We start from the raw sequence: 19,504 nt of genomic DNA, 5'->3' as shown, positions 1-19,504 counted from the left end.
CTGATGAATATAAAATAGCTAGGATAGAAAATGATGAAAAGAGGCATAATGATGATCAAAACACGTTTTCTACCAGTAATTGCTAGTTGAACAGGGATGAATACAAAACAAGTCCAATGTAACATATTGAAGAGCTGGATAGTCTGCCAGCTCTTTTTTTGCTACCTATAAAGTTTCCTCATTTCGTGAAAAATAGTTGGAGCTAAGTCCGTTTTAAACTATAATATAGGATAAGGAGATTCGATAAGAAAAAGAAAAGAATCATGTTATAAAACGCTATTCAATGTTACAAAACATCTTAGTATATAGAAAAGGAACCAGTTTATGAAACCATCTAAAAAAATCACGCTCCTTACTAGCTGTGCCTTGGCGATCTTTGCTTTAGCGGCTTGTGGGACCAACCAAAAGCAATCCAAGGAAAAACAGGAAAGCTCCACTGTCCAAAAGGCCAGTTCAGACAAGGAGCACTACAAGGGAACTTACAGCAACCTCAATAGCAAGGAAAGTGTCGAAGAAGTGCGCGCTCTCTTGTCTGCTTATTTGGATCAGGAAAGTGTAGATAAGTTTTTGGGTCTAGTAACGGACTATGATAGCATTGTTGGCTCTGTTGGCTTGACGGGCGACTTTAGTACGTTCAAAAAGACGGAATACGATGTGGAGAAGATTAGTGACTTGTGGACCAAGAAAAAGGGAGATTTCGTTGGAACCAACTGCCGGATCAATAGTTATACCTTGTTGAAGAACCGCATCGAGATCCCTAAGCAAAAGGCGGACAGTGAACTCTTGTTCGTGGACAATGATGCGATTGAGAAAGGGAAAGTCTTCGATGAGGCAGACAAGGAAGCCTTTAACATTCTCTATTCACGGGTTCCGACAGAGGCGACAACGGATGTCAAGATTCACGCCAAGAAGATGGAAGAGTATTTTGCCAATTTCAAATTCAATGAAAATGCCCGCATGCTTTCCGTCATCGTTCATGATAACCTAGATGGCAATACCCTATTTGTCGGGCACGTCGGTGTCTTGGTTCCTGCCAAGGACGGCTACCTCTTTGTCGAAAAGCTGACCTTTGAAGAGCCCTATCAAGCGATCAAGTTTGCGACCAAGGAAGATGTCTACAAATACTTGGAGACCAAATACCAAGACTACACGGGCGAAGGTCTGGCTAAGCCCTTTATCATGGATAATGAAAAATGGGTTGAGATGAAGTAGAGTATGAAGGACAGCGTGTTAGAATTTAGAAAGATAATGGACTATGCTCCGATTCTATATGTGCTAGTTTTTTTGCTCTTTTTCAGTCTTCTCCTTTTCCTGAGAAGAAGGACAATCGTGAAACGTAGTGGAGGTCCCTTCTTTGCTCCTTTCCATATTAGCCGTGGAATCTTCTATATCCATGTCGCTCTGTGTTTCAGTCGTCGTAGCATCCCACTGAAAGAGATCAAGCAAATCACCTATGCAATTTTTCGTGGACGATCTGGTGGTGGGGCTCGCTATACTTTTTATATCGAGCTTAGAAATGGAAAGACTATTCCCTTCTTTTTTGGGAAAAGCAGGCGGAATGAAGAGCTGGTGGAGAGGCTCAAACGAAATACAGGTAGGTATGGGTTTAAAGTACATGATTCACGTTAGAATACAATCATCTGTAAAAATAGAATCTACGATTTGATTCCTTTAAAAATGAAAGCGAGTAGTCCTATGAACGATTCTATGAAAGAATATATCCGCCTTAAAAAGCAGTTCCAAGAACAAGATAAGGATTCATCCAGCGTGCTAGCTCTCTATGAATTTGCGGATCGGCTGGCTTTACTGGAAACTCCAGAAGCTAAGCAGGTCTTGGTGGATGTTTACCAAGAGTTGGGCTTGTATACCAGTGCCTTTGCTCTCTTCTCAGAGCTAGTAGACAAGTCCGATCGCAAGCAAGTTAAGAAACTTTTTACCTTAGAAAAGATGAGTCATAGTCATGGAGATCGCTTTGCTCTCCCTCGTCCTTTGACTGAAAAAGAAAAAGAGACTCATAAAGAGAAAATCAGTTCCTTGCCAACCTTCCGCTATCATCCGGATCCACTAGCGACGGGTGCCTTTAAGGAAGGGGAGCTCAAGAACTGTCCTTCATGTGGGGAAGAACACACTATCTATTATGCGTTGAGACCCTATTGTGTGGAGGAGCTAAGGCATCTCTGTCCAACTTGTATCTTTACTGGTCGTGCTGCCCAGATGTTTGAAGCAGAGTTTATCCAAGATGCTGATTGGCAAGTGGTCATGGATAAGGAAAAAGACCAGATCCTATTCTGTCAAACTCCTGGCTATAGTAGTTGGCAGGGCGAATATTGGCTCTCCTGTTGCCAAGACTACTGTGCCTATCTGGGGACAGTTGGCACTCGTGAACTGGAAGAAATGGGCATTGCTGAGCAAGTCTTAGCAGAATACGAAGCACGTAATGAATTTCAGGATGTAGCTGAATACTTAGTCAAGGATGGTTCTATGTGTGGCTATCTCTTTCGATGTCTCCATTGTGAACAATACCATCTGTGGGTTGACGCGGATTAGGGCGCGATCTATCTGATTTATCTTCCTGTTACGGAGGTAAAATGAGCAAATTATTTTCGAAATCTTAGTATCCTCTTGGCTAGTGGCTATACGAAAATCATAGAAATAGTGTTGTACCTCTCATCTAATTTCGGTGGGAGGTTTTTTATACGGTGATAAAATAAAACTTTTTAGCTAATGACGCATTCCAACATATAGGACTTCATAGAGAAGTCTATAAAATGATATAATTAGTTTAACGAAGAACTCAGAGTTAGGATTATCGGTGATTCAAGGGGGAAAGACCATGCAAAAAACCTTTCAGTTGTTGCGAAGAGGAGATCTAGAGGCCGTCCGTCAGATATTGGATAAAAAGCCAGAAGAAGTCAATGCTGTTTCGGGTGACAAACCCAAAAGAGATCAAGGGCAATCCCTTCTTCAAGTCGCTATCAAATCGGGACATCTAGATATTGCAGACTTACTCATTGATAGAGGGGCAGATCTTAACTTTATTGAAGAGCCGACAGAGCTGAATCCATTTTGTCAACCGGTCATCCAAACAGCCGGTGGACGAGCTGTATTTGACTGCAGGCGCATGATCAAACGTTGGAATGGCCAATATGAAATGTATTCGTCTAAGGAAAAGGCGGACCAGTCTTTCAAGGTTTTCGAGAAAATGTTGGAACTTGGGGCAGATATCTCTCAGAAGAATAGTCATGGGGGAACCTTATTACAAACTATCTTAATAGAAACCAAAGAAGTTCTGCCATCTTATTCTTGGAAAACAAAAGAAACAAGAGATAATGTCCTCATCACGGAGGAATTACGTCATGATTTAAATCGTATTTATAATCTCCTGATTCGTTACGGTGTGACTTCGGACGAAATCTCTGCCTATTATAAGATTCCTCTCAAAGAACTTTACCAGGACAGCCCGACTATGGAATTCTTAAATCGCTTAGATCAGAGCAGATCTTTATAAGCGTTTGAAATATGACTTAGAAGAGTCTTAGGGCTCTTTTTGTTTCTGCTAACGAGGGTAGAAACAGATTGTTTTTTCTTTTGGGCAAATTATGGTACTCTAAAGATAGAATAATGGAAGGGTTTTCTGAAAATGCATTTAGCTGATTTAATGGAAAAAAGTGAGGGTGGACAGTTTTTAATCTTGTCACATCTGCAACAGCATTCCCCAAGTAGTCTGTCAGAAGTGATGGCTGAGACGGAATTTTCCAAAGCAACCTTGAACAAATATCTTGCACTGATTAATGACAAGGCCAAAGAGAATCAGCTGGCCCTTTCCATTGAACTAGAAGATGAAAATCTTCGCCTTCTTGTGGGTTCGGATACCAAGGGGCGTGACATTCGACGGGCTTTTTTGGACAATTCGATCAAGTACCAACTATTGATTTATTTGCTTTATCAGGGCCAGTTTCAAGCCCAGCAACTAGCTCAGGAACTCTTGATTAGTGAAGCCACACTAGGGCGTCATATTTCTGCCTTGAATAAATTATTAACTGAGTTCTCTATTTCAATTCAAAATGGGCGCCTCAAGGGACCTGAACATAAAATTCGTTATTTTTATTTTGGCTTGCTACGAAAGGTTTGGGCTAGTGCAGACTGGAAACAAGAACTTGCCAAGAAAGAAAGGCAAACCGAAATTGAAACCCTAGAAGAGCTCTGTGGTGCCCAGTTGTCTCAAGGACAACGCTTGGATTTTGTTCTATGGTCCCACATTAGCCAGCAACGACTTAAGATCAATGCCTGTCAGTTTCAAGAAATTGAACAGAAGATGAAGGGCTATACGGACAACATTTTTTACCAACGCTTATTTCGTCGGGTAAACCAGCTCTTTTCTGGGAAACACATCGCTCTTAGCCATGAAGATGGAGAGATGTTAGTCCTCTTTGCTTTCCTTGTCACCCATCGGATCCTCCCGCTTCATACTATGGAGTACATCTTAGGCTTTGGGGGAGAGATTGGTAATTTGACAACGCAACTCATTCAAGAGATGAAAACGCAGAAGTTATTAGGGGATTATATCGAAGGCCCTGTGACCAATGAATTAAGCCAAATTTGTGGACAGGTATATCTTTTTACAGGCTACCTTCTTCAAGACAAGTATAAGTACCAACTTGAAAGCCACAATCCTTATGTCTTTAGTAGTCATGATTATAGAGAAGTAGCAGACACTATCTTTAGCAAACTTCCAATCTTTTGCCAAGGGACAGCACTGGATAAAAAAATAAAGTGGGAGTGGCTCCAGTTAATGGATTATATCGCAGAAAATAGTGGGAGACAAATTAAGATCGGCTTAGACTTAACAGTGGGCTATTTAGGCTATACACGGATGACAGAAGTCCTCAAGCGCTACTTAGAGTACAATCGTTTTATTACCATTGAAGCCTTTGATCCAGCTTCAGATTACGATTTGATCGTGACCAACAATCCGATTAGCCTTACCCAGCGGATTCCTGTCTATTATTTAAAATATGATTTAGATATGATCGATCTAGCCAATATTCGCCAGATGATCTACCAAGAAGAAGGTTAATAAAGCTATTCAATGCTTAATGAGACTTTTACGATATTATTGAGCTGAATTAGTAGTAATTAAAAATTTGAGGTTAGGCAGAACAAATTCTAAACGAATTGTTCTGCCTGGCTTTTTTATTAGATTTTTCTAAAAATTTCATTTTTTCTAAGTCTTAGAAATCCTTATGAAATAAGGGTTCTGAACCCATCTACTCAAATTTTTTAAAATTCTTAAAAAAATTGATGATCATGAAAGCGGTTTATTTTGTATAATAGAAAATGTAAGGAGTACGTCTCCTAAAGAATATTTCTTTTTCCCAGGAGGACAGTTCATGTCACAAGAAAAATACATTATGGCAATTGACCAAGGAACAACAAGTTCAAGAGCCATCATTTTCAATAAAAAAGGAGAAAAAGTAAGCTCTAGCCAAAAAGAGTTCACGCAAATTTTCCCTCAAGCTGGTTGGGTTGAACACAATCCAAATGAAATCTGGAACTCTGTTCAGTCTGTTATCGCTGGTGCCTTTATCGAGAGTGGCATCAAACCAGGACAAATCGAAGCTATCGGAATTACCAACCAACGGGAAACAACCGTTGTTTGGGATAAGAATACTGGACTTCCAATCTACAATGCCATTGTCTGGCAGTCTCGCCAAACTGCTCCTTTAGCTGAACAGCTTAAGAGCCAAGGGTATGTCGAAAAATTCCACCAAAAAACAGGTTTGGTCATTGATGCCTACTTCTCAGCAACTAAGATTCGCTGGATCTTGGACCATGTAGAAGGAGCACAAGAACGGGCTGAAAAAGGAGAATTGCTTTTCGGAACCATCGATACTTGGTTGGTTTGGAAGTTGACAGACGGAGCTTCTCACGTAACAGACTATTCAAATGCTGCTCGTACCATGCTCTACAATATTAAAGACCTAAAATGGGATGATGAGATTTTGGAAGTCCTCAATATTCCTAAGGCTATGCTTCCAGAAGTGCGTTCAAACTCTGAAATCTATGGAAAAACAGCTCCTTTCCATTTCTACGGTGGAGAAGTTCCTATCTCTGGTATGGCGGGTGACCAACAAGCGGCCCTCTTTGGACAGTTGGCCTTCGAACCAGGTATGGTCAAGAATACTTACGGTACTGGATCTTTCATCATCATGAATACAGGTGAAGAGATGCAGCTATCTGAAAATAACTTGCTAACTACCATTGGATATGGAATTAACGGGAAAGTATACTATGCCTTAGAAGGATCCATCTTTATCGCGGGTAGTGCCATTCAATGGCTTCGTGATGGTCTTCGTATGGTGGAAAACTCACCTGAATCTGAAAAATATGCGCGTGATTCTCACAACAATGATGAAGTTTATGTGGTACCGGCCTTCACAGGTCTAGGAGCACCATACTGGAATCAAAATGCTCGTGGTTCTGTCTTTGGCTTGACTCGTGGAACAACCAAAGAAGACTTTATTAAGGCGACTCTTCAATCCATTGCTTACCAAGTACGGGATATCATCGATACTATGCAGGTTGATGCTAAGACGGCTATTCAAGTCCTTAAAGTGGACGGTGGAGCAGCTATGAATAACTTCTTGATGCAGTTCCAAGCGGATATTCTTGGTATTGATATCGCTCGTGCTAAAAACTTGGAAACAACAGCTTTGGGGGCAGCCTTCCTTGCTGGCCTGTCAGTCGGCTACTGGAAAGACCTAGATGAATTGAAAGAACTCAATGCAACTGGTGAACTCTTCGAGCCTTCTATGAACGAATCTCGTAAAGAACAACTCTACAAGGGATGGAAGAAAGCTGTTAAAGCTACCCAACTCTTTGCAGAAATTGAAGACTAGTCAAGACTTCAGTAGGATAGAAAGTGAAGAATTATGGAATTTTCAAAGAAAACTCGTGAATTATCGATTAAGAAAATGCAAGAACGCACCCTGGATCTTTTGATTATCGGGGGAGGGATCACAGGTGCTGGGGTAGCCTTGCAGGCAGCAGCAAGTGGTCTTGAAACAGGTTTGATTGAAATGCAGGACTTTGCGGAAGGGACATCAAGCCGTTCAACAAAATTGGTCCACGGTGGACTTCGTTACCTCAAACAATTTGACGTAGAAGTGGTATCAGATACGGTATCAGAACGTGCAGTAGTGCAACAAATTGCTCCTCATATTCCAAAACCAGACCCAATGCTCTTACCAGTCTATGATGAAGATGGGGCAACTTTTAGCCTCTTCCGTCTTAAGGTAGCCATGGACCTCTATGACCTCTTGGCAGGTGTCAGCAATACTCCAGCTGCCAACAAGGTCTTGACCAAAGAAGAAGTGTTGGCTCGTGAGCCTGAGTTGAAACAAGAAGGTCTAGTCGGAGGTGGGGTCTACCTAGACTTCCGTAACAACGATGCTCGTTTGGTGATTGAAAATATCAAACGTGCCAACCAAGATGGGGCCCTCATTGCTAACCACGTAAAAGCTGAAGGATTCCTCTTTGATGAATCTGGCAAGATCACAGGTGTAGTGGCGCGTGATCTCTTGACTGATGAAGTCTTTGAAATCAAGGCTCGTTTGGTGATTAATACAACTGGTCCTTGGAGCGATAAAGTGCGTAACCTCTCAAACGATGGAGAGCAGCATTCACAAATGCGTCCAACCAAGGGTGTTCACTTGGTCGTAGATTCAAGCAAGATCAAAGTTTCTCAACCAGTCTACTTTGATACTGGTCTTGGAGATGGTCGGATGGTCTTCGTCTTGCCACGTGAAAACAAAACTTACTTCGGAACGACTGACACGGACTACACTGGCGACTTAGAGCATCCAACAGTAACTCAAGAAGATGTCGACTACTTGTTAGGAATCGTGAATAACCGCTTCCCAGAAGCTCACATCACCATCGATGATATCGAAAGTAGCTGGGCTGGTCTTCGTCCGTTGATCTCAGGAAACAGTGCTTCTGACTACAATGGTGGAAACAACGGCACTATCAGTGATGAAAGCTTTAATGCTTTGATTGCAACAGTTGAAGGCTATCTTTCTAAAGAAAAATCGCGTGAAGATGTTGAATCAGCAATCAGCCACTTGGAAGGCAGCACTTCTGAAAAACATTTGGATCCATCTGCTGTTTCTCGTGGATCAAGCTTAGACCGCGATGACAATGGTCTTTTGACCCTGGCTGGTGGGAAGATTACAGACTACCGCAAGATGGCTGAAGGAGCGATGGAGCGTGTCTTGACCATTCTCAAGGAAGAATTTGACCGTCAGTTCAAATTGATCAACTCTAAGACCTATCCAGTATCAGGTGGAGAAATTAACCCAACGAACGTGGATTCTGAAATCGAAGCCTTTGCTCAACTTGGCGTATCTCGTGGCTTGGATAGCAAGGAAGCTCACTACCTAGCTAACCTATACGGTTCTAATGCACCTAAGGTCTTCGCCCTTGCTCATAGCGTGGAACAAGCACCTGGATTGAGCCTAGCAGATACCTTATCACTTCACTATGCAATGCGCAATGAATTGGCACTTAGCCCAGTTGACTTCCTTCTTCGTCGGACGAACCACATGCTCTTCATGCGAGATAGCTTAGATGCAATTGTCGAACCTGTTTTGGATGAAATGGGACGCTTCTATGAATGGTCAGAAGAAGAAAAAGCTGGCTACCGTCAAGACTTGCAAGTCGCTTTGGAAAACAATGACTTGGCAGCATTAAAAAATTAAGAAAAACAAAAAGGGGTTGGAAAGAAGAATATCTGACCGGCCCCTCTTTATAATGGAGAAATAAATCATATGAAAGAATTATTTGGTGAATTTTTAGGGACCTTAATCCTGATTCTTTTGGGAAATGGGGTTGTAGCAGGAGTGGTTCTTCCGAAAACGAAGAGCCATAACTCAGGTTGGATCGTCATTACTCTTGGTTGGGGGATTGCAGTTGCAGTGGCAGCCTTTATCTCTGGCAAGTTAAGTCCGGCACATTTGAATCCAGCGGTGACGATTGGGGTTGCTCTTAATGGTGGACTAGCTTGGGCATCTGTGATTCCTTATATCATCGCTCAATTTGCTGGAGCCATGGTGGGGCAAGTCCTTGTCTGGTTACAGTTCAAACCGCATTACCTAGCAGAAGAAAATCCTGGAAATATCCTTGCAACCTTCAGTACAGGTCCAGCTATCAAAGACACTACTTCCAATCTAATCAGTGAAATCCTTGGAACCTTTGTCTTGCTATTGACCATCTTTGCACTTGGTCTTTATGACCTTCAAGCAGGACTTGGTACTTTTGCCGTTGGTACCTTGATTGCAGGGATTGGTTTGTCTCTCGGTGGAACTACAGGCTGCGCTCTCAACCCAGCTCGTGACCTAGGACCTCGTATCATGCACAGCCTCCTTCCTATTCCTAACAAAGGAGATGGTGACTGGGGTTACGCTTGGATCCCAGTAGTTGGTCCAATCATCGGTGCAGTACTTGCAGTAGCAGTCTTTAAAATGTTTTAAAAAATGAAAGAGGCTGGGACAAAAGTCCTAGCCTCTCAATTGTCTTTGGATTATCGAGCAAGACGCAGTGGTTGAGTGGGCTCTACCACGCTGATTTCATCAGCTTTTACAGCCCTACTCAACTGTGAGGAGGTGGGACGACGAAATCGAATTCTAACGAATTACCGATTTCTGTCCCACTCTCTTTTAAAATACTGTATCAGATAAAGAGAGCTTTGTACGTTCTAACTTAAAACAAGCTATAAGAAATGTAAAACGCAATAAAGAAAATAATGATCGCAATAATGTATTGAACTGGTTTAGGTAGGTTATTCAATTTATCCATGAATTCTTTCATTGTTAGATCTCCTTATTATTTGATTGTCTTATAATTAGTGTAGCATGAAATAAGGCCCAAAACAATAGGCAATAGGAGTGTTTTTGTCAAGATATAAAACCCTTTTCAAAATTATTATAATCAGTTAATCTATTACTAAATAAAGATAAGATAGATTGTAAAATACTTTAGAAAATAACAGGCTAGAGTTTGACACTTTTTTCACAAAGGAGTATACTGTTAGCATAGTTTTGGAAGGAACTTATGATAGATTCACCCAAAACTGACTGTCAACCTTTGCTGTTCTTCTATGAACGTTTGCTGGTATCGGGGATACCAAGGAGGAATCATATGTCTAAAGTAGCTATTGTCACAGGTGCAGGTCAAGGGATCGGTTTTGCGATTGCAAAACGATTGGTACAAGATGGCTTCAAGGTCGGAGTCTTAGACTACAATGCTGAGACAGCAGAAAAAGCAGTAGCTGAGTTATCAGCAGAGAATGCTTTTGCGGTCGTTGCTGATGTCTCCAAACAAGCTGAAGTGGCTGCAGCTTTCCAAAAAGTTGTGGATCATTTTGGAGATTTAAATGTTGTCGTTAACAACGCTGGTGTTGCTCCAACTACACCACTTGATACGATTACAGAAGAACAATTTGAACGCACTTTTGCCATCAACGTTGGTGGTGTCATCTGGGGTGCTCAAGCTGCACAAGCTCAATTCAAGGCGCTTGGCCATGGCGGAAAAATCATCAATGCAACTTCACAAGCAGGTGTTGTAGGTAACCCTAACTTGACTGTCTATGGTGGTACTAAGTTTGCAGTTCGTGGTATCACTCAAACTTTGGCACGTGACTTGGCTGATTCAGGTATTACTGTCAATGCGTATGCACCTGGTATCGTTAAGACTCCAATGATGTATGATATCGCTCATGAAGTTGGTAAGAACGCTGGTAAAGATGACGAATGGGGTATGCAAACTTTCGCTAAAGATATTACCCTTAAACGTTTGTCCGAACCCGAAGATGTCGCTGCAGCGGTTAGCTTCCTTGCTGGTCCTGATTCAAACTACATTACAGGACAAACCATCATCGTGGATGGTGGGATGCAATTCCATTAACATTCAAATAGGGGTTGGGATTTTTTCCACCTCTTTTCTTATGTGCACCTTATTCCTCTCGTTCGCTTTTTTTGAAAAATTAGGGTAGAATAGAAGTCGTATTTTAAAAAGAATAGATCAATAGTGATAGAGGTGAATTCTCTTCTATCCATCAAAACGAAAAGAGGTGACCATATGTGGAAATGGATCAAACGACTCATCGGACTGACCTTCCTCCTAGTTATTGTCTTAGCAGTTTTCTTGATACCAGCAAAGGTTTCGACTCAAGAGCAATTTAAAAATGTAACAGTGAATACTTCGCTGGTAGATCTGGCTCAAGAAGGCTTCTCTACAGCAGACGTGACTGCTTCTGGCCTGCAAACAGAGCTTCAACTGAATTCTCCTCAATTGCGCCAAGTTATTAAATCCATGGCAGGGGAAATGACAGATGAAACTCTCCTCAATACAGCAGTTGCTATGAATGGAGAGTATATCAATGTTCAGGTTCCGATTGAACTGGGACCGGTGGAAACCATGGTGAGCATGGACTTTTCAGCTAGTGTGACGGATCAACAATTGACCTTGAACCTAGAACGGGCCCGTCTTGGACATCTGCCGATTCCACGTAGCTTGGTTGCTTCAAAGATTGCTGAAAAAGTTAACCAAGAGGGCACAGGAGCTACTATGATAGGGAATCAAATCCAATTGACCATGCCGACAAGTGGCTACCGAATCCATTCTGCGAAGGTCGAAAAAGGGAACATGGTATTACAGATTATTGTTCCAATTTCCTATTAAGCATCAACCATTGGTTTCTGATGAGGCTGATGGTTTTTCTAATTGACAAAGAAATGAAAAAAGAGTAAGGTAGAACAAGAAAACGATTTCAAATACAGGGAGATTTAGGATGCCGTTATATGAATTTTGTGCAGAGAACATAACACTGTTAGAGAAGGCTTTTCAAGCAGGAGCGCGTCGTGTAGAATTATGTGATAACTTAGCGGTTGGAGGTACGACTCCAAGCTATGGTGTGATCAAAGAGGCTGTGAAGCTTGCTAAAGATTATCAGGCAAAGGTCATCGTTATGATTCGTCCACGAGGTGGAGATTTTGTATACTCTGAGCAAGAGCTAGACATAATGTTAGAAGACTGGAAAATTGCCCGTGACCTGGGTGTTGATGGTTTAGCTGTTGGGGCTTTGACTGCTGACAATCAGCTGGATAAAGATGCCATGCTTCGTTTCATCGAAGCCAGTCAAGGATTTGAATTGACCATGCATATGGCATTTGACCAGATTCCTTTAGAAGATCAAGCTGCGAGTATCGAGTGGATGAAGAAAGTAGGCGTGACGAGACTATTAACAAGAGCCGGCAGTCCAGAAACAGACTTAGAACAACGGTTGCAACGCTACGAAGAGTATGCCCAGCTTGCAGATCGCCAGTTAGAAATCTTGGCAGGTGGAGGAGTCTCTTTGGAGAATCGTCAGCTTTTCCTTGATGTTCCAGGGGTGGATCAGGTCCATGGAACTCGTGTTGTCTTTTAAAGATATATGAGTTGAGGAAGAAATCTCAGCTCTTTTTTCTTGATTTTTGGTATACTGGAGGAAAGGAGTAGTACGTGTTTTTACCAGATTATTTTGAGAAATACAGTATAGACAATGAAAAAGCTCTAGCTTATGGGTTTTCAAAGCAGGGAGAGAAGTTTCACTATGATCAACAGATCCTGGATGGAGACTTCAAACTTTATGTGACTGTCCAAAGTAAGCAAGTGCATTTTTGGCTAGTGGATCAGGAGACAGGCGACGACTATGTGCAGCTTCATATGGACCAGATGGTTGGTCAATATGTTGGCCAAGTCAGAGAAGCTTGCCAGCAGGCCTTAGAGGATATCAGAAGCTCCTGTTTTGCTGTCAAAGATTTTTTGTATCCTCAGACCAAGCGCTTGGTGGATTGGATCAGCCGGCAATATGACCGTCCTATCGAATACCTCTGGGACCGTTCTCCGGACTCGGGCGTCTTCCGTCATCAAAAGGATCTCAAATGGTTTGGCGTCTTGATGAAGATAGACTGGTCCAAGCTAGATGCGAGGCAGGAAGGGAAGATTGAGGTCTTAAATCTTAAACAGGATCATGTCAGCCAACTCTTAGAAGAACCCCATTTCTATCCGGCTTATCATATGAACAAGAAGTACTGGATCAGCATTCCCTTGGATGGTCGAGTGGAGGATGATCTTCTCTTTGAGCTTGTGGCTAAGAGCTGGGCCCTGACTAAGAAGTAAGGGTTTAACCCAATTGATTTGTGAAAGTGAATAAAACATAAAAAAAGAATGTTGAGGGTCAACATTCTTTTTTTATTAGAGAATTTCCTGTCCTTATTGCTCTTTGGTCAATGAGAAGTGGAAATCTCTGTAATTGCTATAGTCAAATTCTGTATTGATATCTGTTGTGAAGGCTATCGGAGTATAATGACCTTCCTCAAGGATAAATCCTGGTTTGAAGCGGAAATTTGCTACTCCTAAACCAGTAATACCAGGAAGAAGAGCATCTGCGCCATTAAGACCTTCTGACTCCCAGTAATAGACATTACCAGATGCTTGAATAGCTCTTGCAGTATAGGTGGCTGTGCGGGTTGGTTCACTATCATTTTTAAAGCTAACGACAGTTGTAATATCTCCATTAGCTTCAATAGTCATTTTGATGCTATCCGCCTGAGGGCTAGATCCTACCCAAGTGCCGACAAGTGCTGCAGGAACAACTGCTTGATCAGTTGAAGATGTATCTTCTGCCTTGTTCGGTTCAGTTGAAGCTGACGGGTTACTTGCCTGACTTGAAGGAGTAGTATTTTCTTTTGCTTGAGAAGAAGAAACTGTAGCTTTTTTATTTAAGCTAGCTTTTGGTTTTTTCTCAACTTTTGAGCTAGAAGCTTTTTCGGATGAGGAAGTTGTTTTATCTTTTGAGCCACACCCTCCCAAAGCAAGTCCAAGTGATGCAGCCACAAGAGAGGCTGCAGTCCAACGAATCAAAGATCGTTTCATAATATCACCTCTTTATCTTTCTGACTTAGATTATACTCCTATTGTTACAGATGTCAAGTGATTTTTGTAATAAATGTAATATTTTCGTAACATAGTTTTGTATATAAAATTACTCAAGAAATAGAAGGGTGGGATTGAATCATAGATAAGCGATAATTTGGGGTAAAACCTCTTCCAGTTTGTCCTGATTGATACGGGCAAAGGCATAGGGACAGCTTTGAATATAGGCAGATTCGAAGAAGTGGAGAGGGAGACCGCTATGTTTCAGTCGAGCGACCGAAGGGACCTGTCTTAAATCTAGTAAGACTCCTCCAATGACCGGCCATACAGGGACGGATAGGGAATGTTGCTGGAGTAGGGAAGAAGCTTGCTCTTTTTGGATGAATTGCTGTTGGTGCAGAAGCTCTTTGTTTTTTGCAAACATGCCATTATCAATATAGAGGCTCAAGGCCTTCTGCATGACCAAGTTACTTTCGTAGTCGAGTGTACCCTTGAGTTTTAAGACAGGGGCAAGAAGAGCTTGGGGCAGGACCATAGAAGTGATGCGGAGGGCAGAAAAGAGGCTGGTAGAAAAGGACTTGATGTAGATGACCCGGTCAGATGCATCCAGATAATGAAAGCTAGGAGAAAAATGTGGATCATAATCTCCCAAGTAATCGTCCTCGACAATATAGACATCATAGAGTTCTGCTAAGGCCAAAATCTGTTCCTTCTCTTGTTTGCTATAACTATGTCCCAGAGGATAATGGTAGCGGGGAATGGTATAGAAAAATTTGATCCTGCCGGTTTTAAAGATCGTTTCCAATTGATCAAAGTCAATTCCTTTGGGCGAACGACTAATACTTTGGTAAGGCAAGTCCTGGTCTTTGATGAGCTTATTGATACGATAGTAGGTTGGCTGCTCTACTAAGATTTCTTCTTTTTGGTTCGGAAAGGCTACCTGGCTTAGGAGGTAGAGAGCTTGCTGGGTCCCTGAGGTAATAATGATTTGTTGCTCCTGGGTGTATATGGCATCTTCTCGAAGGAGAGAGGCAATAGATTGACGGAGATCGACTAGACCTTCCTGCTTTTCATAGTAGTTGAAGAGGTAATTATCACGACCGACAAGGGTTTCGTTGATACAAGTCCGAAAGTCTTCAAAGGCCTGGAATCGATCTTCCTTGAGTCGGAGAGGTAGGTCTGTGTGCTTTCCAGTTTCTTCCTCCAGGACATAATAGCCGCTTTGGGGCTTGGCATAGATGTAGTTCTTGTAGCTGAGCTCGAGAAGGGCCCGTTGGACGGTGTCTTTGCTACAGGCATACTGACTGGCTAGTTGGCGAACGGAAGGCAGGCGGTCTCCAGTTTTTAGGATCCCCTGGTCAATCTGGTTTTTCAATGTAGTAAAAATCTTTTGGTATTTGGTTGTCATAACTGTCCCCGTACAATTTTTCTTTATTGTAGTCAATTGGGTGTAAAAAAGCAACTAAAAAGTGACTCCCTATAAGAGAGTCACTGTCTTACATGACATACACAATCGCGATATATTGGAGAGCAGAAGCGGCTAAGATGAAGAGGTGCCAAATCATATGGAAATAAGGTTTCTTTTTGGCGTAAAATCCAGCTCCAACTGTATAACACAGGCCACCCATCAGCATCAAACCCCAGAAGGTTGGACTTGTTTGGCTGATGATCTGTGGGATAATGAAAATCACCAACCATCCCATAATCAAATAGAGGGCCAAGCTGAATTTTTCATTTACCTTCTTAGCAAAAATCTTGTAGAGTATCCCAAAGATAGTCGTCCCCCATTGAATCAGGATAATGGCATAGCCGAACCAGTTGTTCATGAGAGAAAGAACGACGGGTGTATAGCTACCTGCAATGGCAATATAAATCATGGAGTGATCGATAATGCGAAGGACATACTTTTGAGGTGAGTCATAGGCCATGGCATGGTAAATTGTCGATGAGAGAAACATGAGAAAGAGACTGATGACAAAAATCGAGGTCCCGACAGCTGCTAAAGTCCCATGTGTTTCATAACTATAGATAGCAGAAGTTGGAATGAGAAAGAGCATCAAAACAGCCCCGACTGCATGGGTGACACTATTTGCGATTTCTTCTCCAAAGGATAATCGTTTACTTAATTTACTAGCATAATTCACTTTTATTTTTCCTCCTCAGAATGAACATGGATATAGGATAGGGTTTCTTGGTAGAGCAAAACGGTACGACAGGCAGATCCGATAATGGGTGCTAAAGGTTCTTTCTCTTCATGGAGAAAGTCCACAAAACTATTGTAGAGGTCTGCGGAGTTGGCTTGACTCTGCAAGAGGTTCAAGGTAGCCGCGATCTCTTGAATCGAAAAAACCGTCTTTAAGGTTGTAATAGCAATGAGACGGGCAACCTGCTGTCGCTTGTATTTCTTCTTATCTGGTTTTGGCAGGTAGCCGTGTTTAACGTAATTATTGACCATGGAGGCTGTCAAGCCCTTGTCTGTCTTTGAGATAAAAGGCGCACAAACCTTATTGACATAGAGGAGGACTTGGTCCAAATAAAGGTCAATATCAGGAATTTCTTCCCACTTGGGATAACTGTAGTTGAATAAAATAGTTATTACCTCTTTGTTATCTAGTTTTAATAACTAGATGATAACATGATGGTAATTTTATGTCAAGCGAAAATGAAATATGGTACAATAAATCTATGAAACTATTAATTCCAACTGCAAAAGAAATGAATCTGGATACCCCAGAAAAAACGGGTTATCCTGTATCAAATGAGACACAAGCGGTCATCGATGCCTTAGCTTCATTATCTCTAGAAGAGTTAGCCTCACTTTATAAGATTACTGAAGAGCGGGCAAGTGAAGAAGAGCAACGAATCCGAGCGCTCAAGTCGGGTACAGCTAAGACCTATCCAGCTTTGAATCTCTTCGACGGTCTCATGTACCGGAATATCCGCCGTACGGACTGGACGGAAGCAGAAGCGGCTTATGTGCAAGACCATCTCTTGATCACCTCAGCTCTTTATGGGGTGATTCCGGCCCTTACTCCGATTGCTCCCCATCGTTTGGACTTTCTCATGAAGCTTAAGGTCCAGGGGAAATCCTTAAAGACTTTTTGGAAGGCTAGCTATGATCAAGCTCTTCAGGAGGAAGATCTAATTATTTCTTTGCTTTCCAGTGAGTTTGAAACCGTCTTTTCTAAGGAGATTCAAGATCGGATGGTGACTTTTAAATTCCTTGAAGAGAAGAATGGGCTGTTGAAGGTTCACTCAACCATTTCAAAGAAAGCGCGTGGGGCTTTTGTGACAGCTTTATTAGAGAAGCAGATTACAAAGGTAGAAGAGATGAAGCAGCTAACCTTTAGTGGCTTTGCATACCAGTCTGACTTATCAACTGAAAAACAATTAGTCTTTGTGAAATATGAGTAAAATAGAAGGTACTAGTCAACAGAGACTAGTACTTTTTTTCAAGAATCAAAAAACGTGTTCATAGCTGGCAACTGTAGTTAGTTGGCTATGAACACGACTAATTGAATGGTTAGAATTTAGTGGGAGCCCTTTAATTTTTTCAGAAGAGTTTGAAGTTGTTTTTGCTCTTCTTCGCTAAAGACACCCATGACTTTTTGAACATTACGTATATGATCAGGAAGAACTTCGATAATTTTTTTACGGCCCTTTTCTGTCAAAGAAACGATACAAGCACGACGGTCATCTGGATCGATTTCGCGCTTGATCCATCCATCACGCACCATATTTCGAATCACGACGGTCATATTTCCAGAGGTCGCTAAAATACTGTCAATCAGGTTCTGGATACGGAGATCCCCCTTACTGTACAAGGTTTCCAAAACGGAAAACTGAGTAGGGGTCAACTGATGATCCTTAAAGACATGAGACTCTGCTGCACGAAAAGTCCGTTCCGCCTTGTGAAAGACAATCATGGTTTTTAATTCTGTTTGGGCTTCTTCAAATAGTTTTTCTAAATTCTTCATACTTTCATTTTAGCAATAAATAGTATTAGACGCTATTAAGCCTTAATATCAAATAGATTACAGGCGGGTGACAAGATAATGGATTTATCAACAGAAGAAAAAATGACTGTTAACTTTAGTGTCAAATTATTTTTTTGTCGAATAGTAAGGAGTAGTAAAGTTTCTTTGAATCCTTAGTAAAATCTTGCTCCAAGTCTAATCTATGGTGTATAATATAGGTATTGTAGACAGTTTCTGGTAGAGTCTAAGTCTAAATTGGTTCGTCTGGAACTAGTCCCAGATAGAAAGTAGGTAAGGTATGAAAATTTCTGATCGTGTATTAAAGATGGAAGAAAGTGTCACCCTGGCAAGTGATGCCAAAGCAAAAAAATTAAAGGCAGAAGGAAAAGATATTCTCTTTCTAACCTTGGGCCAGCCTGATTTTCACACTCCTGAGAATATTCAAGATGCTGCAGTAGAAGCCATTCGGGATGGGCGGGCTTCCTTTTATACGGTTGCTTCCGGCCTGCCAGCATTAAAGGCTGCCGTCAATACCTATTTCGAACGCTATTATGGATATTCAGTATCACCAAACCAAGTCACTTTTGCGACTGGAGCGAAGTTCTCGCTCTATACCTTCTTTATGGCTGTGCTCAATCCAGGTGATGAGGTCATTATCCCGACACCGTACTGGGTCAGCTATGGGGACCAGGTCCTAATGGCGGAAGGGGTTCCTGTCTATGTCAAGGGGCACCAAGTCAATGATTTTAAAGTTTCCGTTGAACAATTGGAAGAAGCTCGGTCGGAAAAGACGAAGGTTTTGGTCTTGAATTCTCCATCTAACCCGACAGGTATGATTTATAGCAAGGAAGAACTCTTAGCCATTGGAAATTGGGCTGTTGAGCATGATATCCTCATCCTTGCAGATGATATCTATGGTCGCCTGGTCTATAACGGGAATGAGTTCGTTCCAATCTCAAGCTTATCCGAAGCCATTCGCAAACAAACCGTTGTCATCAACGGGGTTTCCAAAGCCTATGCCATGACTGGTTGGCGGGTTGGTTATGCGGTGGGTGACCCAGAAATCATTGCAGCCATGAGTAAGCTAACCGGTCAGACAACTTCCAATCTGACAGCTGTTTCTCAGTATGCTACGATTGAAGCCTTGACAGGTCCACAAGACTCAGTAGAGGTGATGCGTCAAGCCTTTGAGGAGCGCTTGAACACCATTTATCCTCTTTTGTGCGAAGTTCCAGGTTTTGATGTGATCAAGCCACAGGGAGCTTTCTATCTCTTCCCAAATGTCAAAAAAGCCATGGAGATGAAAGGTTATACGGATGTGACAGAGTTTGCAACTGCCATCCTGGAAGAAGTGGGAGTTGCCCTCATCACAGGTGCTGGATTTGGAGCTCCAGAGAATGTCCGTCTTAGCTATGCGACTGACTCGGAGACCCTGAAGGAAGCTGTTCGCCGCTTGCATCAATTTATGGAAAATTAAAAATTAAGAGAGTGGGACAGAAATCGGTAATTCGTTAGAATTCGATTTCGTCGTCCCACCTCCGCACAGTTGAGTA

The 19,504-nt window shown here is 42.0% G+C and carries 19 protein-coding genes; 14 read left to right on the top strand and 5 right to left on the bottom strand.

From position 1 onward, the window contains the following. The first annotated feature begins 324 nt into the window (after positions 1–324). The 12 genes from ABT997_RS00665 (at position 325) to ABT997_RS00610 (ending at position 13,218) form a co-directional block, all read left to right on the top strand. On the top strand, positions 325–1,212 hold the full coding sequence (locus tag ABT997_RS00665; protein ID WP_343093687.1) for a DUF4300 family protein: 888 nt from the start codon (positions 325–327) through the stop codon (positions 1,210–1,212). Between the two features lie 3 nt (positions 1,213–1,215). Next, positions 1,216–1,629, top strand: a complete 414-nt coding sequence (locus tag ABT997_RS00660) for a hypothetical protein (RefSeq protein ID WP_343093686.1) — start codon at positions 1,216–1,218, stop codon at positions 1,627–1,629. A gap of 66 nt (positions 1,630–1,695) precedes the next feature. Next, on the top strand, positions 1,696–2,547 hold the full coding sequence (locus tag ABT997_RS00655) for a CbrC family protein (RefSeq protein ID WP_343093685.1): 852 nt from the start codon (positions 1,696–1,698) through the stop codon (positions 2,545–2,547). Between the two features lie 286 nt (positions 2,548–2,833). Continuing rightward, on the top strand, positions 2,834–3,508 hold the full coding sequence (locus tag ABT997_RS00650; protein ID WP_195213809.1) for an ankyrin repeat domain-containing protein: 675 nt from the start codon (positions 2,834–2,836) through the stop codon (positions 3,506–3,508). A 132-nt stretch (positions 3,509–3,640) separates the two neighbouring features. Next, positions 3,641–5,077 (top strand): AcpB/EbpR/MafR family transcriptional regulator, encoded by a 1,437-nt coding sequence (locus ABT997_RS00645; RefSeq protein WP_350018517.1) that lies wholly within the window; start codon positions 3,641–3,643, stop codon positions 5,075–5,077. A gap of 313 nt (positions 5,078–5,390) precedes the next feature. Next, on the top strand, positions 5,391–6,899 hold the full coding sequence (glpK, locus tag ABT997_RS00640) for a glycerol kinase GlpK (protein ID WP_023023551.1): 1,509 nt from the start codon (positions 5,391–5,393) through the stop codon (positions 6,897–6,899). A 33-nt stretch (positions 6,900–6,932) separates the two neighbouring features. Then, positions 6,933–8,759 (top strand): type 1 glycerol-3-phosphate oxidase, encoded by a 1,827-nt coding sequence (gene glpO / locus ABT997_RS00635; RefSeq protein ID WP_117744339.1) that lies wholly within the window; start codon positions 6,933–6,935, stop codon positions 8,757–8,759. Positions 8,760–8,828: 69 nt separating this feature from the next. Beyond that, entirely contained in the window at positions 8,829–9,530 is a 702-nt protein-coding gene (locus ABT997_RS00630) for an MIP/aquaporin family protein (protein WP_155171704.1), read from the top strand. A gap of 667 nt (positions 9,531–10,197) precedes the next feature. Continuing rightward, positions 10,198–10,962: a (S)-acetoin forming diacetyl reductase gene (locus tag ABT997_RS00625; protein ID WP_023023545.1), complete on the top strand. Its 765-nt coding sequence runs from the start codon at positions 10,198–10,200 to the stop codon at positions 10,960–10,962. 174 nt (positions 10,963–11,136) lie between these two features. Continuing rightward, positions 11,137–11,739: a hypothetical protein gene (locus tag ABT997_RS00620; RefSeq protein WP_129822000.1), complete on the top strand. Its 603-nt coding sequence runs from the start codon at positions 11,137–11,139 to the stop codon at positions 11,737–11,739. A 109-nt stretch (positions 11,740–11,848) separates the two neighbouring features. Further along, positions 11,849–12,484 carry a copper homeostasis protein CutC gene (locus tag ABT997_RS00615; RefSeq protein WP_023023434.1) on the top strand — a complete coding sequence of 212 codons (636 nt, stop codon included), beginning with the start codon at positions 11,849–11,851 and terminating at the stop codon, positions 12,482–12,484. Between the two features lie 74 nt (positions 12,485–12,558). Then, positions 12,559–13,218: an MmcQ/YjbR family DNA-binding protein gene (locus tag ABT997_RS00610; RefSeq protein ID WP_023023432.1), complete on the top strand. Its 660-nt coding sequence runs from the start codon at positions 12,559–12,561 to the stop codon at positions 13,216–13,218. Between the two features lie 93 nt (positions 13,219–13,311). Here ABT997_RS00610 and ABT997_RS00605 read toward each other — a convergent pair whose 3' ends face one another. From ABT997_RS00605 to ABT997_RS00590, 4 genes are all read right to left on the bottom strand, one after another. Then, positions 13,312–13,974, bottom strand: a complete 663-nt coding sequence (locus ABT997_RS00605) for a hypothetical protein (RefSeq protein ID WP_023023430.1) — start codon at positions 13,972–13,974, stop codon at positions 13,312–13,314. 139 nt (positions 13,975–14,113) lie between these two features. Next, positions 14,114–15,382 (bottom strand): aminotransferase-like domain-containing protein, encoded by a 1,269-nt coding sequence (locus ABT997_RS00600; protein ID WP_350018516.1) that lies wholly within the window; start codon positions 15,380–15,382, stop codon positions 14,114–14,116. Positions 15,383–15,470: 88 nt separating this feature from the next. Beyond that, positions 15,471–16,118, bottom strand: a complete 648-nt coding sequence (trhA, locus tag ABT997_RS00595) for a PAQR family membrane homeostasis protein TrhA (RefSeq protein ID WP_023026889.1) — start codon at positions 16,116–16,118, stop codon at positions 15,471–15,473. 2 nt (positions 16,119–16,120) lie between these two features. Then, positions 16,121–16,564, bottom strand: a complete 444-nt coding sequence (locus ABT997_RS00590; RefSeq protein ID WP_350018641.1) for a DUF1836 domain-containing protein — start codon at positions 16,562–16,564, stop codon at positions 16,121–16,123. Positions 16,565–16,659: 95 nt separating this feature from the next. Between ABT997_RS00590 and yaaA the strand changes: the two genes are divergently transcribed. Then, complete coding sequence (gene yaaA / locus ABT997_RS00585) at positions 16,660–17,388, top strand: peroxide stress protein YaaA (protein WP_023026887.1); 729 nt, start codon at positions 16,660–16,662, stop codon at positions 17,386–17,388. Positions 17,389–17,504: 116 nt separating this feature from the next. On the opposite strand, the gene ABT997_RS00580 is transcribed toward yaaA, so the two are convergent. Further along, entirely contained in the window at positions 17,505–17,951 is a 447-nt protein-coding gene (locus tag ABT997_RS00580) for a MarR family winged helix-turn-helix transcriptional regulator (RefSeq protein ID WP_023026886.1), read from the bottom strand. 298 nt (positions 17,952–18,249) lie between these two features. Here ABT997_RS00580 and ABT997_RS00575 point away from each other — a divergent pair, with 298 nt between their 5' ends. Next, positions 18,250–19,428 carry a pyridoxal phosphate-dependent aminotransferase gene (locus tag ABT997_RS00575; RefSeq protein WP_120701871.1) on the top strand — a complete coding sequence of 393 codons (1,179 nt, stop codon included), beginning with the start codon at positions 18,250–18,252 and terminating at the stop codon, positions 19,426–19,428. The last annotated feature ends 76 nt before the right edge of the window (positions 19,429–19,504 follow it).

It is taken from the genome of Streptococcus australis, from assembly GCF_040226615.1.
Taxonomy (GTDB): Bacteria; Bacillota; Bacilli; order Lactobacillales; family Streptococcaceae; genus Streptococcus; species Streptococcus australis_E.
The sequence above is the reverse complement of the archived record's forward strand: the minus strand, read 5'-3'. Positions and strand labels throughout refer to the sequence as shown.